Source organism: Sulfitobacter sp. R18_1, assembly GCF_017743915.1.
Classification (GTDB): domain Bacteria; phylum Pseudomonadota; class Alphaproteobacteria; order Rhodobacterales; family Rhodobacteraceae; genus Sulfitobacter; species Sulfitobacter faviae.
Map to the genome: position 1 here is coordinate 101,039 of NZ_JAGHRG010000002.1, position 11,873 is coordinate 112,911.

The 11,873-nt window shown below is 63.7% G+C and carries 14 protein-coding genes and 1 tRNA gene; 8 read left to right on the forward strand and 7 right to left on the reverse strand.

Features of this window, described 5'->3' with window-relative positions; translation table 11 throughout:
- Positions 1-2 precede the first annotated feature (2 nt).
- Positions 3-1,004: an N-acetyltransferase DgcN gene (gene dgcN / locus J7392_RS05710; RefSeq protein ID WP_067264538.1), complete on the reverse strand. Its 1,002-nt coding sequence runs from the start codon at positions 1,002-1,004 to the stop codon at positions 3-5.
- Positions 1,005-1,261: 257 nt separating this feature from the next.
- Here dgcN and J7392_RS05715 point away from each other — a divergent pair, with 257 nt between their 5' ends.
- Together J7392_RS05715 and J7392_RS05720 are read left to right on the forward strand one after the other, a co-directional pair.
- Positions 1,262-2,221 (forward strand): L-malyl-CoA/beta-methylmalyl-CoA lyase, encoded by a 960-nt coding sequence (locus J7392_RS05715; RefSeq protein ID WP_209216588.1) that lies wholly within the window; start codon positions 1,262-1,264, stop codon positions 2,219-2,221.
- Positions 2,222-2,379: 158 nt separating this feature from the next.
- Positions 2,380-3,342 carry an acetyl-CoA carboxylase carboxyltransferase subunit alpha gene (locus tag J7392_RS05720; protein ID WP_209216590.1) on the forward strand — a complete coding sequence of 321 codons (963 nt, stop codon included), beginning with the start codon at positions 2,380-2,382 and terminating at the stop codon, positions 3,340-3,342.
- Here the strand turns inward: J7392_RS05720 and J7392_RS05725 are convergent.
- Together J7392_RS05725 and J7392_RS05730 are read right to left on the reverse strand one after the other, a co-directional pair.
- Positions 3,339-3,785 carry a GNAT family N-acetyltransferase gene (locus J7392_RS05725; protein WP_209216592.1) on the reverse strand — a complete coding sequence of 149 codons (447 nt, stop codon included), beginning with the start codon at positions 3,783-3,785 and terminating at the stop codon, positions 3,339-3,341. The genes J7392_RS05720 and J7392_RS05725 overlap by 4 nt on opposite strands.
- 177 nt (positions 3,786-3,962) lie before the next feature.
- Positions 3,963-4,613 (reverse strand): GntR family transcriptional regulator, encoded by a 651-nt coding sequence (locus tag J7392_RS05730; RefSeq protein WP_209216593.1) that lies wholly within the window; start codon positions 4,611-4,613, stop codon positions 3,963-3,965.
- A 126-nt stretch (positions 4,614-4,739) separates the two neighbouring features.
- Here J7392_RS05730 and J7392_RS05735 point away from each other — a divergent pair, with 126 nt between their 5' ends.
- Together J7392_RS05735 and J7392_RS05740 are read left to right on the forward strand one after the other, a co-directional pair.
- Positions 4,740-5,033: a Dabb family protein gene (locus J7392_RS05735; RefSeq protein WP_007118141.1), complete on the forward strand. Its 294-nt coding sequence runs from the start codon at positions 4,740-4,742 to the stop codon at positions 5,031-5,033.
- Between the two features lie 8 nt (positions 5,034-5,041).
- Positions 5,042-6,163: an aminodeoxychorismate synthase component I gene (locus J7392_RS05740; protein ID WP_209216597.1), complete on the forward strand. Its 1,122-nt coding sequence runs from the start codon at positions 5,042-5,044 to the stop codon at positions 6,161-6,163.
- Here J7392_RS05740 and J7392_RS05745 read toward each other — a convergent pair.
- Positions 6,160-6,846 carry a SprT family zinc-dependent metalloprotease gene (locus tag J7392_RS05745; protein ID WP_209216599.1) on the reverse strand — a complete coding sequence of 229 codons (687 nt, stop codon included), beginning with the start codon at positions 6,844-6,846 and terminating at the stop codon, positions 6,160-6,162. The genes J7392_RS05740 and J7392_RS05745 overlap by 4 nt on opposite strands.
- Positions 6,847-6,957: 111 nt before the next feature.
- Between J7392_RS05745 and J7392_RS05750 the strand changes: the two genes are divergently transcribed.
- Entirely contained in the window at positions 6,958-7,287 is a 330-nt protein-coding gene (locus J7392_RS05750; protein ID WP_209216601.1) for a TIGR02300 family protein, read from the forward strand.
- 99 nt (positions 7,288-7,386) lie between these two features.
- Positions 7,387-7,462 (forward strand) — tRNA-Ala (locus tag J7392_RS05755).
- A gap of 323 nt (positions 7,463-7,785) precedes the next feature.
- Here J7392_RS05755 and J7392_RS05760 read toward each other — a convergent pair.
- Positions 7,786-8,550 carry a sulfite exporter TauE/SafE family protein gene (locus tag J7392_RS05760; RefSeq protein WP_209216603.1) on the reverse strand — a complete coding sequence of 255 codons (765 nt, stop codon included), beginning with the start codon at positions 8,548-8,550 and terminating at the stop codon, positions 7,786-7,788.
- A 142-nt stretch (positions 8,551-8,692) separates the two neighbouring features.
- On the opposite strand from J7392_RS05760, the gene J7392_RS05765 reads away from it, so the two are divergent.
- Together J7392_RS05765 and J7392_RS05770 are read left to right on the forward strand one after the other, a co-directional pair.
- Positions 8,693-10,375 carry an acyl-CoA dehydrogenase family protein gene (locus J7392_RS05765; protein WP_209216605.1) on the forward strand — a complete coding sequence of 561 codons (1,683 nt, stop codon included), beginning with the start codon at positions 8,693-8,695 and terminating at the stop codon, positions 10,373-10,375.
- 67 nt (positions 10,376-10,442) lie between these two features.
- Positions 10,443-10,835 (forward strand): META domain-containing protein, encoded by a 393-nt coding sequence (locus tag J7392_RS05770; protein ID WP_209216607.1) that lies wholly within the window; start codon positions 10,443-10,445, stop codon positions 10,833-10,835.
- Here the strand turns inward: J7392_RS05770 and recO are convergent.
- Both recO and J7392_RS05780 read right to left on the reverse strand, forming a co-directional pair.
- Positions 10,819-11,541 (reverse strand): DNA repair protein RecO, encoded by a 723-nt coding sequence (recO, locus tag J7392_RS05775; protein ID WP_209216609.1) that lies wholly within the window; start codon positions 11,539-11,541, stop codon positions 10,819-10,821. The genes J7392_RS05770 and recO overlap by 17 nt on opposite strands.
- The gene (locus J7392_RS05780) at positions 11,541-11,870 is read right to left on the reverse strand and encodes a DUF1491 family protein (RefSeq protein WP_209216611.1); all 330 of its coding nucleotides are present in this window, start codon (positions 11,868-11,870) and stop codon (positions 11,541-11,543) included. The genes recO and J7392_RS05780 overlap by 1 nt, the downstream gene beginning before the upstream one ends.
- Between the last annotated feature and the right edge of the window lie 3 nt (positions 11,871-11,873).

Sequence of the window (11,873 nt, forward strand, 5' to 3'; positions counted from 1 at the left end):
GGTCACAGCGCCGCCAGCGCATCGGCCAGTCGCGCCGCCCCTTGGCGGAAGGGATCGACCGCAGGCAGGCCAAGACGCTCTTCAACCTCAGCCAGATAGGCATCCGCCTCGGCCTCGGACATGTGGTAGGTGTTGACCGAGATACCGACGACCTTGCAGTCTGGGTTCGGCACCTGCGCCAGCGTCAGCGCCATGTCGCGCACCGCTTCGAGGCTGGGCAGGCTGTATTCCGGCAGGCCGCGCATATGGGTCCGGGTCGGCTCATGGCACAGGATCAGCGCATCGGGCTGACCGCCATGGATCAGCGCCATGGTCACACCGGAATAAGAGACGTGGAACAGGCTGCCCTGCCCTTCGATGATGTCCCAATGGTCATCGTCATTGGCGGGGGTGAGATATTCCACCGACCCGGCCATGAAATCGGCGATCACGGCATCCAGCGGCACGCCTTCGCCGGTGATCAGGATGCCGGTCTGGCCGGTGGCGCGGAAGGTGCTTTTCATGCCCTTCTCGCGCATCGCCTCGTCCAGCGCGAGGGCGGTGTACATTTTCCCGACCGAACAATCGGTGCCCACGGCCAAGACCCGCTTGCCGCTGCGCTTCTTGCCGTCGGCGATGGGGTATTCGACGCTGGGCACGCGCACGTCATGCAATGTGGTGCCGTTCGCCTCGGCAGCCGCCACCAGATCGGCTTCGTTGCGTAGCAGGTTGTGCAGGCCCGAGGCGATGTCGAAGCCCATGTTCAGTGCCTCGATCAGCACCTCTTTCCATGCCGCGCTGATTTTACCGCCACGGTTGGCGACACCGATGACCAATGTCTCGGCCCCCGCCTCACGCGCTTCGGCCAGCGTCATGTCTTGCAGACCGAGATCGGCCTTGCAGCCCTCCATGCGGAACTGGCCGACCGCGTTGTCGGGCCGCCAATCCTTGATGCCTTGTGCGACCTTGGCGGACAGAGAGTCAGGCGCGTCGCCCAGAAAGAGCAGATAGGGGGTTTTGATCATAGCAAGCCTCCGGCATTGAATTTGTCCGCATATTGCGCGCGAGAATACGCAAGTGCGTGGCGTTGTCGACGCATCTGCATGCAAATGCGCTGTATATCCCGCAAATTACCGCTGGCTGCGCAAAATTCGTGCGCGGCTTGGCTTTGCAGGCAAACCCCTCAAAATGCTGCGCCTGCGAAAACCTCCTTGCGATTGGCGGCGCAATTTCATACCAGAATGCAGACGCTTGATGAAACAAAATTACCCATAGGTGCCCCATGAGCTTCCGCATTCAGCCTGCCGCCCCTGCCCGCCCGAACCGCTGCCAATTGTTCGGCCCCGGCTCCCGCCCGGCGATCTTTGAAAAGATGGCAGCGTCGGATGCCGATGTGATCAACCTCGACCTCGAAGACAGCGTGGCACCTTCGGACAAGGACAGCGCGCGCGCCAATATCATCAAGGCGATTTCCGAGATCGACTGGGGCAACAAGACGCTTTCGGTGCGGATCAACGGGCTCGACACGCCCTATTGGTATCGTGACGTGGTGGACCTGCTGGAGCAGGCCGGGCCGCGGCTTGACCAGATCATGATCCCCAAGGTGGGCTGCGCGGCGGATGTCTATGCCGTCGACGCGCTGGTGACGGCGGTTGAGACCGCCAAGGGCCGCGAAAAGAAGATCAGCTTTGAGGTCATCATCGAATCCGCCGCCGGTATCGCCCATGTGGAAGAGATCGCCGCCTCTTCTCCGCGTTTGCAGGCGATGTCGCTGGGGGCCGCCGATTTCGCCGCCTCCATGGGCATGCAGACCACCGGCATCGGCGGCACGCAAGAGAACTACTATATGCAGCGCGGCGAGCAGAAGCATTGGTCGGACCCGTGGCACTGGGTACAGGCCGCCATCGTCGCCGCCTGCCGCACCCATGGCGTGCTGCCCGTCGACGGGCCTTTCGGCGATTTCTCGGACGACGAGGGTTTCCGCGCACAGGCGCGCCGCTCGGCCACCTTGGGCATAGTCGGCAAATGGGCGATCCACCCCAAGCAGGTGGCGCTAAGCAACGAGGTGTTCACCCCGTCGGAAGAGGCTGTGGCCGAGGCGCGCGAGATCCTCGCGGCGATGGAAGAGGCCAAGGCCAAGGGCGAAGGGGCCACGGTTTATAAGGGGCGTTTGGTGGATATCGCCAGCATCAAACAGGCGGAGGTGATCGTGCGCCAGTCTGAGATGATCGCCGGGGGCTGAGCGCTTTTGGCAAGCCGCCGGGGGCCCTGCCCCCGGACCCCCGAGGGTATTTGAAAAAGGATGAAGAGGGAGGGGCGTGGGCTTGCCTGCCTTGCAAACCCGCGTTGCAAACCGGCGCGCGGCGCTCCATATACACAGGCAACAAGCCGGAGCATGCAATGACCCAATATCTGGATTTCGAAAAACCCCTGGCCGAGATCGAAGGCAAGGCGGAAGAGCTGCGGGCGTTGGCCCGGTCCAATGAAGAGATGGACATCACCGATGAGGCCCGTGCGCTGGATAAGAAAGCCGCCGGGATGCTTGAAGAGCTTTATGGCTCTCTGACGCCTTGGCGGAAATGTCAGGTGGCGCGTCATCCGGAGCGGCCCCATTGCAAGGATTATATCGAGGCGCTGTTCACCGAGTTCACGCCCTTGGCGGGGGATCGGAACTTTGCCGATGATCTGGCAGTCATGGGCGGGTTGGCGCGGCTCAATGATACGCCGGTGGTGGTGATTGGCCATGAGAAGGGCAATGATACCAAGAGCCGGATCGAGCGTAATTTCGGCATGGCGCGGCCTGAGGGCTATCGCAAGGCGGTGCGGTTAATGGAACTGGCGGATAAGTTCGACCTGCCGGTGGTTACCATCGTCGACACGCCCGGCGCCTATCCCGGCAAGGGTGCCGAAGAACGCGGCCAGTCCGAGGCGATTGCCCGTTCGACGGAGAAATGCCTGCAGATTGGCGTGCCTTTGGTCAGTGTGATCGTGGGCGAAGGCGGCTCTGGCGGGGCGGTGGCATTCGCCACGGCGAACCGTGTCGCGATGTTGGAGCATTCGGTTTATTCGGTGATCACGCCCGAAGGCTGTGCGTCGATCCTATGGAAGGACAGCGAGAAGATGCGCGAGGCTGCCGAGCAGATGCGTCTGACGGCCGATGAGCTGAAAACGCTTGGCGTGATCGACCAGATCATCCCTGAGCCGATGGGGGGTGCGCATCGCCATGCCGAGGAATCGATCAAGGCCGTGGGCAAGTCGATCGAAGCGATGCTCAAGGAGCTTGACGGCAAGGACGGCAAGACGCTGGTTCAGGAACGCCGGACCAAGTTCCTTGAGATGGGGCGGAAGGGGCTGGCGGCCTAAGCCAGCCGCCGCCAAAAACGTGGATCAGGCGTGATTTGATCGAAACCGGCGGCGCGGTAGAAACCCTGCGCGCGCCGGTTTTTCGTATCCGTGCCCACGGTCACATAGCTGCATCCTTGGCGCTCAGCATGGTCCAGCGCCGCTTTGACCAGCGCGCGGCCAATGCCGCGGCCGCGGGCCGTGTCGCAGACGAAGAGGTGGTGCAGGTCCATCCCTCTTGCGCCGAATTGCAACTGCATCTGCGGGCAGAGCGCGGCATAGCCATGCAGGCCGGTAGCGCCTTCGGCCACCAGAAGGGTCACCCAGGGTGTGGGGCCGAAGCAGTCACGTTCTAGCGCGGCGCGCGTCACGGTGGCGGTGTCACCGTGGTAGGCGGCCAGCGCGTGGGCCAGATCGAGCACCATCGGCAGGTCGGATTTCACGGCGGGTCGAATGGGGGGCATGTCGTCTCTTTCTGTGAGGCCACAGGGAGACAGAATAAGCCGCGCTGTGCCGGCTTGTGGATATGGGAATGGGTGCCGCGCCGATCAGGAACGGGGGTAATAGACAGATGTGAAGCTGGTCTTTTCCATATGCCTTTCATGCGCCGCTGCTCCCCTACTGTCAAGCCATGGGCGGGATCAGCTGGCCAGCATGCGCAGCCCTTGGGTCACATCCGAACGCACCGCCAGCCGCAGCCCCGGCTCATCGCCCGCGCGCAGGGCCGCGATGATCAGACGGTGGAAATGCGGCGGCTCGGTCCGGCGCAGGCGGCCATAGAGCGCGCGCATGGTGGGGCCGAGTTGCAGCCAGACCGTCTCTGCCATGGCGAGCATGGCAGGCGCTTGGGCGCGCAGGTAGAGCGTGCGGTGAAACTCGAGATTGGTGCGGATGTAGCTGACCGCATCGCGGTGGGCCACGGCCTCGGCAATATTGGAGTTGATCGTCTGCATCCGCTCAATCAGCGCCATATGGGCGCGCGGCAGGGCGCGAGAGGCAAGCTCGACCTCCAAGAGCGCGCGGAGGGCGGCCAGCTCCTCGATCCGCTCGTTGCTGAGTTCGGGGGTGGAGATGCGTCCGGAAGTCGACATGGTCAGCGCCCCCTCTGCCGCCAGCCGCCGCACCGCTTCGCGGGCCGGGGTCATCGAGACCTCATATTCCTTACCGATGCCGCGCAGGGTGAGGGCGTGGCCGGGCGGTAGATCGCCATGCATGATCCGCGCGCGCAGGCGGCGGTAGACACGATCATGGGCCAGCGGCGTGGCCTCGACAGGGCGTGGGGTCAGGTTCATGATGCGGTTGTGATCACAAACCAGCCACCCGTCAAGCGCGGCATTTTGCAGCCAAGACGCGATCACCCGTTGTCGCGGGCCTTGCGGCGATTTATCGGAGGTCAAACTGCCTTAAGGAGACGCGCCGTGACCAAACGAAACTTCATCCGTCATGTGGTCTTTTTCTCGGCCAAGGACCCCAAGGACATTCCGACGATCGTGGCGGGGCTTTGGAAACTGGCCGACATTCCGCATTCGACGACTTTCGAGATCTGCGAGAACACCCGTGTTGACGCGCTGTCGGGGGATGTGGATGTGGTCGTCTATGCCGAATTCCCGGATGCCGAGGCACTGGCCGCCTATAAGGCGCATCCGATCTACCAGGAATCCATCGATATCGTGCGGCCCCTGCGCGATATGCGCGTGCCTGCGGACTTTTAAGGCGCGCCATGGCTGGCCCGCGCGTTCTTTTCGACACTGGCCCGCTGGGGTACGGCACGGCCTTCACCGCGCCGCGGCAGATCATCAGTGCCGATACCCCGGCTGAGGTGCCTGCGGCCTTTGCAGCACTTGAAGCGGCGCGGGAAAGCGGCGCCTGGTTGGCGGGCTATGCGAGTTATGAGTTGGGCTATCTCGGCTCGCACAAGCTACGTGAGTTGATGCCGGCGGCGCGCGGGCTGCCCCTGCTGCGCTTCGGCGTTTTTGATGCGCCTGAGGCTTATGGTTTTGCCGAAGATGCGGGTGATGCCAGCCTGTCGGCGCTCACGCCGGATTGGGATTTCGCGCAGTATCAGGCCGCCTTTGCTGAAGTGCAGGACTTCATCAGCGCGGGGGACATCTATCAGGCCAATCTGACCTTCGGGATGGAGGGGCGCTATACCGGGACGCCAGCGGCGCTTTACGCCCGGCTGCGCCAGCGGCAAAGCGTGGCCCATGGGGCTTTCGTCGATCTTGGCGGCCCTGTGCTGTTGTCGCGCTCGCCGGAGCTGTTTTTTGCGCTCACCGCCGAGGGACAGCTCACCGCCCGCCCGATGAAGGGCACGGCGCGGCGCGGGCGGGACGCTGAGGAGGACGCGGAGCTGCGCGGAGAGCTTGCGGCCTCGGAAAAGAACATGGCCGAGAACCTGATGATCGTGGACCTTTTGCGCAACGACATCAGCCGGATCGCCGAGGTGGGCAGTGTCGAGGTGCCGAAACTGTTCGAGATCGAGACCTATGAGACCCTGCACCAGATGACCTCGCGCATCACGGCGCAGGTCTTGCCGGGAAAGCGGCTGCCCGACCTTTTTCACGCGCTTTTTCCCTGCGGCTCGATCACCGGCGCTCCCAAGATCCGCGCGATGCAGATCCTGCGCGCCTTGGAGCCGGCCCCGCGCGATGCCTATTGCGGCGCGGTGGGTTGGATCGCCCCCACGGGTGCGATGCAGTTCAATGTGGCGATCCGCACGGCGACCTGTCACCCAGAGGGGCGGCTGCGGCTGAACGTGGGCGGCGGCGTGGTGCATGACAGCACGGCCGAGGATGAATATGCCGAAGCGCTGCTGAAGGCGCGTTTCGCCACGCTGGACTAGAATCGATAGCGGTGCAGCCCGCCGCCGTGGTCGCGCAGCCATTGGCGCGGCGCCTGATAATCGCCGTAGATCCGCGCGACCTCGGCCCAGAAGGCGGGGGAGTGGTTCATCTGCGCCAGATGCGCGACCTCATGGGCGGCGACATAGTCCAGCACCTCGGGCGGGGTCATGATCAGCCGCCAAGAGAACATCAGCGCCCCGTCGCATGAACAAGATCCCCAGCGGGAGCGCGTATCGCGCAGGGTGATGCGGGCATAGGGCTTGCCCAGTAGCGCGGCATAGTCGTCACAAGCCCCGGCGAGGCGGTCGCGCGCCACTTCGCGCAGGTGTGCGGCCAGACGCTTCCCCAGGCTTTCCTCCGGGCCGGGCACGAGAATCTCTTCGGGGCCGATCCGCACGCCCCTCCCCTGCCCGCCGCGGACGCGCAGCAGCTTGCCGCCCACCGGAAGCTCTGCCCCCGGGGCCACGATCACATCTTCGCCCCGCGCGGCAAGGTGTTGGCGAATCCAGTCTTGTTTGCTTTCGGCAAAGGCCAGCGCCTCACGCTCCGCCAGCCGTTTCGGCATCGTCAAGGTCACCCGCCCGTCCAGTTGCGAGATGCGCAGTGAGATGCGCCGCGCGCGCGCCGAACGGCGCAGGATCAGCGGAATCGGCGGGTTGCCGGGCAGCACAGGGTCTTTCATTACCGGAGCAACGTCCCTAGATAGAGGCCAAAGCCTTTGACAGTGCCCCCCTCATATGGCACTTGGCCGGAATCATCTACACGCAACAGCAATATTATAAAGGGGTGTTTCATGCCCAACGAAGAATGGGGAACCAAGCGCCTGTGCCCCACTACGGGCAAGCGCTTCTATGACCTCAACAAGAATCCGATCATCAGCCCCTACACGGGCGAAGAGGTCGAGATCGACAATTCCAAGTCGCGCATGATCGCGGCGGACGCCGAGGATGCGGTCACAGCCAAAGCCAAGAAGGGCGACAAGGCTGATGAAGAATCGCTGGTCGATGACGATGACGCGGTCGACGTGGATCTGGATGACGATATCCTTGATGACGACGACGATGATGACGATACAGTACCGCTCGACGACCTCGCCGATGTGGCCTCGGACGATGAGGATTAATTAATCGGCGGCGGGGTCAATTTTCCGCTTGATCCCGCCTCCGCCAGCGCCTAGACAGCGCCACAGAACGACCCGGATCACACGATCACGATCCACGATGGGGCCTTAGCTCAGCTGGGAGAGCGCCTGCATGGCATGCAGGAGGTCAGCGGTTCGATCCCGCTAGGCTCCACCATCATCCTCCGCTTCGATTTTTGCTATGCTTCGCCCGATAGATGGGCTGACTGACGCGCACCCACTGCGCGGCTACTCTGAGTCAGCGGTTCGATCCCGCTAGGCTCCACCAAGCCTTTTGCAAAGCAAAAGGCGTCGCGCGGCAGTCGCTTCGAAGAAGCGATGAGAGCGCAAATCCACCCCCCCCCTCAAAATCGAACGATGCTAGCAATCAGTCGAAATCGATGCGTTGCAATCGATTCCTGAAGGTCATCTCCTGCCCGCGTGCAAGCAATGGCACGGCGCCTGCGGCTTATTCCCGGGCCCGAGGGCAACTTCAACTGATTAAAAAATCGCCCGCCGGATCAGGTTCAACCCCGCCACCATCAAGACCACCAAAGTCATCTTGCGAAACAGCACCGGATCGACCCGGTCCATCACCTTGCTGCCCAGCCAAACGCCCACCATCACCGGTAGAATCAACAGCGCCGAAAAGGGCCAGGTCTGCGCGTTCAGAACGCCCGAGCCGATATGCGCGACAAGCAGCGCCACCGCGCCCAGCCCGTAGATCACCCCTTGGATCCGCATCTGATCATGTTTCGCGGTCCCGAGCGCGGTGAGATAGGCCACCGTAGGCGGCCCCCAGATGCCGGAAATCCCCCCAACGGCCCCGGCAAATCCGCCCACCAGCGCCTCGACCTTCGTCGACCGCTGCGCCAGATGGAACTGATGCTTCGACAGTTGCAGCAGCGCAAACAGCACCACCGGCACGCCGATCATCAGCAGCATCACCGTCGCTGGCACCAGCCGCACCATCTGGGCGGAGAGCACCAGCATCACGCCACCGCAGAGCAGAAACACCCAAAACAACTTGATCGACCGCAGCGCGGCCTGCGGCCCCTGCCGCAGCGCTTGAAAGGCATTGGCCAGCACCGTGGGCAGAATCAGCCCCGCCAATGCCAGATCGGGCGCCATGAAGGTCGTGAGACCGGAAATCAGCACCAGCGGCAGGGCAAAGCCCACCACGCCTTTGACGAAGCCACCGCAAAGACCGATTGCAAGTGCAGCATAAAATTCGAACGGGGTGAGAAAGGGGAAAATACTGTTCATACCGTTACATAGCACCCTCCTCCGGGGCCGCACGTCAAAAATGCTCGCGCAAGATTAGAACAAAATGCCGCAACGAAACGTATCTTTGTTGTGCTGCAGCTGCGAAAGGTCTATGCCTGTCCCAACCAAGAAAGGACAGCCCATGGCACATGACGGTCAGGACATGACGATGCATCGCGTAATTCTCGACGATCTGATCGGGCAGACCGGCGCGGCCCTGCCGCCGCTCGACCAGTTGCTCGAAACCGCCACCGCCGCGGTCCGCGCGCAGGTGAGCGATGACGACCGGGTTTCGGCCAAGCTGATCGAGGCCAATCAGACCGCTGCCCACGGGCTTGCTTGGCTCGCCACCTATGTCCAAGCCCTGCGTCAGATGCAGCTTTGGGCCGAGCGGCTGCAAAGCGAGGGGCGCTTTGGCGAGGTGGAGCAACTGCTGCACCAGATCGCCTTTGGCGAATACCTCTGCCAGATCCGCGGCGGCATCCAGATGAACCAAGGGGAGATGCTGCGCCTGCAAGATCTGGGGTTGAGCGCCGAGGATGAGGCCGTGCTCGATAATCCTGCGATCACCAGCCTGACCCGCGCGGGCAACACCCAAGCCGCGCGCAGCCGTCTGGTCGAACTGATGCAGGAACGCAGCGCCGATGTGACCTTTGGCGTCAGCGGACTGGACGAAGAGCTTGAGATGATCCGCGACCAGTTCCGCCGCTACGCGGTTGAGAAGGTCGAGCCGCACGCCCATGACTGGCACCTCAAGGACGAACTGATCCCGATGGAGGTGATTGAGGAACTGGCCGAGATGGGCGTTTTCGGCCTGACCATCCCCGAAGAATACGGCGGGCTGGGCCTGACCAAAGCGTCGATGTGCGTGGTCAGCGAAGAGCTGTCGCGCGGTTATATCGGGGTCGGCTCGCTCGGCACCCGCTCGGAAATTGCCGCCGAACTGATCCTCTGCGGCGGCACCGACGCGCAGAAAGAGAAATGGCTCCCCCGCATCGCAAGCGCCGAGACCCTGCCCACGGCGGTCTTTACCGAGCCGAACACCGGCTCCGACCTCGGCAGTCTGCGCACCCGCGCGGTCAAGGACGGGGAGGATTACAAGGTGACCGGCAACAAGACATGGATCACCCATGCCGCGCGCACCCATGTGATGACCCTGCTGGCGCGCACCGATCCCGAAACCAGCGATCACCGCGGGTTGTCGATGTTCCTAGCCGAGAAAACGCCCGGCGATGATGCCAATCCCTTCCCCACCCCCGGCATGACCGGCGGCGAGATCGAGGTGCTGGGCTACCGCGGCATGAAGGAATACGAGCTTGGCTTCGACGGTTTCGAGGTGAAGGGCGAGAACCTCCTCGGCGGCGAAGAGGGGCGCGGCTTTAAACAGCTGATGGAGACCTTCGAGAGCGCCCGCATCCAGACCGCCGCCCGCGCCATTGGCGTGGCGCAATCGGCGCTCGATATCTCGATGCAATACGCGCAGGACCGTAAGCAATTCGGCAAATCACTGATCAACTTCCCCCGCGTCTCGGGCAAGCTGGCGATGATGGCGGTGGAGCTGATGGTGGCCCGGCAGCTGACCTATTACAGCGCCTTCGAGAAGGACGCCGGACGGCGTTGCGACGTAGAGGCGGGCATGGCCAAACTGCTCGGCGCACGGGTCGCTTGGGCCGCAGCCGACAATGGCTTGCAAATCCACGGCGGCAACGGTTTCGCGCTGGAGTACAAGATCAGCCGGGTGCTTTGCGACGCGCGAATCCTCAACATTTTTGAGGGCGCCGCCGAGATTCAGGCGCAGGTTATTGCCCGCCGCCTTCTGGGCTGATCTGCCGGGGTTGCAAGCGTCGCGGATGTCAGGGACATAGGCGGCGCTTCACTCCAAAGGACAGCCCATGCGCAGCTTTCTGATCCTCGCCGCCCTCAGCGCCCTGCCGCAATGCCAAGGCGATGAAACCGTCCGTGCCTATGGCGCGGGCGACAAGACATGGCATCTGGTGGAGTTGGACGGCAAGCCCTTCGATGCCCGCGCGACCCTGACCTTCCCCGAGACCGGCAAGATCGCCGGGCAGGCCCCCTGCAACGCCTATAGCGCCGCGATGACGGTGCCCTACCCATGGTTCGACACCGGCCATATCGCCGTCACCCGCCGCGCCTGCCCCGACCTTGCGGGCGAGACGGCGTTCTTGGATGCGCTGACAGAGGTGACCATTTCGGACGTGCTGGGCGACACGATGATACTGTCGGATGACAGCGGCGAACGTCTGGTTTTCAAAGCCGCCGACTAAAGGCATCGACAAAGCGCGCCCGGGCTTCCGGCAGGGGTTTGCCGCCCAAGTCCCGCGCCAGATGCACGGTCAGGAAATGCCCCGTCGTCCGCAGCCCCTGCGCCACCTCAGCATCACTTCCCGCCCCGCCGCGCAGCACAGGCGGCAGGGGCAAAAGCCGATCCGCCCAGTCCCCCGCCCCCTTGGCCGAGACCGCACGCCCAGTCTTGGGGGAGACATAGATCAGCCCCTCGGTCGCGCCAGTCACCGCGCAGGCGTCGAGGTCGAGCGCATAGCCCATTTCTTCCAAAAGGCGCAGTTCCCATTTGAGGTAGGCCAGTGGCCAGACATCGCCCTGCCCCAGCATATCCAACAGCGCCTCGGTGCGGCGGTAAAGCGCCGGATGCGGCTCGCGTTCGGGCAGACAGAAGGCCAAGAGCGCGGTGACCGCGTTCAGCCCCGCCAGCGCCAGACGGTCCTGCATCGCCACGGCGGCACGGCTGCGCAAAGGCTCGACGGTGAAGGCGCCGATGTGGTCCTCCAGCCGCGCGCGCCATGCCACGTCAAGCTGCGCGCCGGGTTGCAGACTGGGGGCGATCTTGCGGCTGGTACCGCCACGGACGATGCCAGCGTGGCGGCCTTGGGCGGGGGTGAAAACCTCAATGATGGCGGAGGTCTCGCCATGTCGCCGCGCGCTCAGCAGAATGCCCTGATCGCGCCATTCCATCAGGCGAGCCCCGGTTCGTCCAGAAGGTGCCGCCCGGCGCGGTCCTCGACCTCGATCACCCAGAGGTCAGGATCGAAGCTACGCTGGCGCGAGACGGTGGCATCGACCTCCCCCTCGTCGCCCGCGGCCAGTTCGACCCACTTACGCGCGCCGCTCATCAGATCGAAGGAACGCTGGAACAGCACCGCGCGGCCATCGAGCGTTGCCAGCTTCACCAGCACCGCGCCGCCGGTGTCATCGCCATGGGCCACGACGAAGGCGGGGATGTCCTGCAACCTGAGCCGCGCGAGATAGGCATCGACCCAGAAGCGCGCAGTCAGGCGGGCCATGGC

Bases quoted from the DNA above. Each gene is read 5' to 3' on its own strand.
- dgcN (WP_067264538.1), bottom strand. From the start codon at position 1,004: ATGATCAAAACCCCCTATCTGCTCTTTCTGGGCGACGCGCCTGACTCT.
- J7392_RS05715 (WP_209216588.1), top strand. From the start codon at position 1,262: ATGAGCTTCCGCATTCAGCCTGCCGCCCCTGCCCGCCCGAACCGCTGC.
- J7392_RS05720 (WP_209216590.1), top strand. From the start codon at position 2,380: ATGACCCAATATCTGGATTTCGAAAAACCCCTGGCCGAGATCGAAGGC.
- J7392_RS05725 (WP_209216592.1), bottom strand. From the start codon at position 3,785: ATGCCCCCCATTCGACCCGCCGTGAAATCCGACCTGCCGATGGTGCTC.
- J7392_RS05730 (WP_209216593.1), bottom strand. From the start codon at position 4,613: ATGAACCTGACCCCACGCCCTGTCGAGGCCACGCCGCTGGCCCATGAT.
- J7392_RS05740 (WP_209216597.1), top strand. From the start codon at position 5,042: ATGGCTGGCCCGCGCGTTCTTTTCGACACTGGCCCGCTGGGGTACGGC.
- J7392_RS05745 (WP_209216599.1), bottom strand. From the start codon at position 6,846: ATGAAAGACCCTGTGCTGCCCGGCAACCCGCCGATTCCGCTGATCCTG.
- J7392_RS05750 (WP_209216601.1), top strand. From the start codon at position 6,958: ATGCCCAACGAAGAATGGGGAACCAAGCGCCTGTGCCCCACTACGGGC.
- J7392_RS05760 (WP_209216603.1), bottom strand. From the start codon at position 8,550: ATGAACAGTATTTTCCCCTTTCTCACCCCGTTCGAATTTTATGCTGCA.
- J7392_RS05765 (WP_209216605.1), top strand. From the start codon at position 8,693: ATGGCACATGACGGTCAGGACATGACGATGCATCGCGTAATTCTCGAC.
- J7392_RS05770 (WP_209216607.1), top strand. From the start codon at position 10,443: ATGCGCAGCTTTCTGATCCTCGCCGCCCTCAGCGCCCTGCCGCAATGC.
- recO (WP_209216609.1), bottom strand. From the start codon at position 11,541: ATGGAATGGCGCGATCAGGGCATTCTGCTGAGCGCGCGGCGACATGGC.
- J7392_RS05780 (WP_209216611.1), bottom strand. From the start codon at position 11,870: ATGGCCCGCCTGACTGCGCGCTTCTGGGTCGATGCCTATCTCGCGCGG.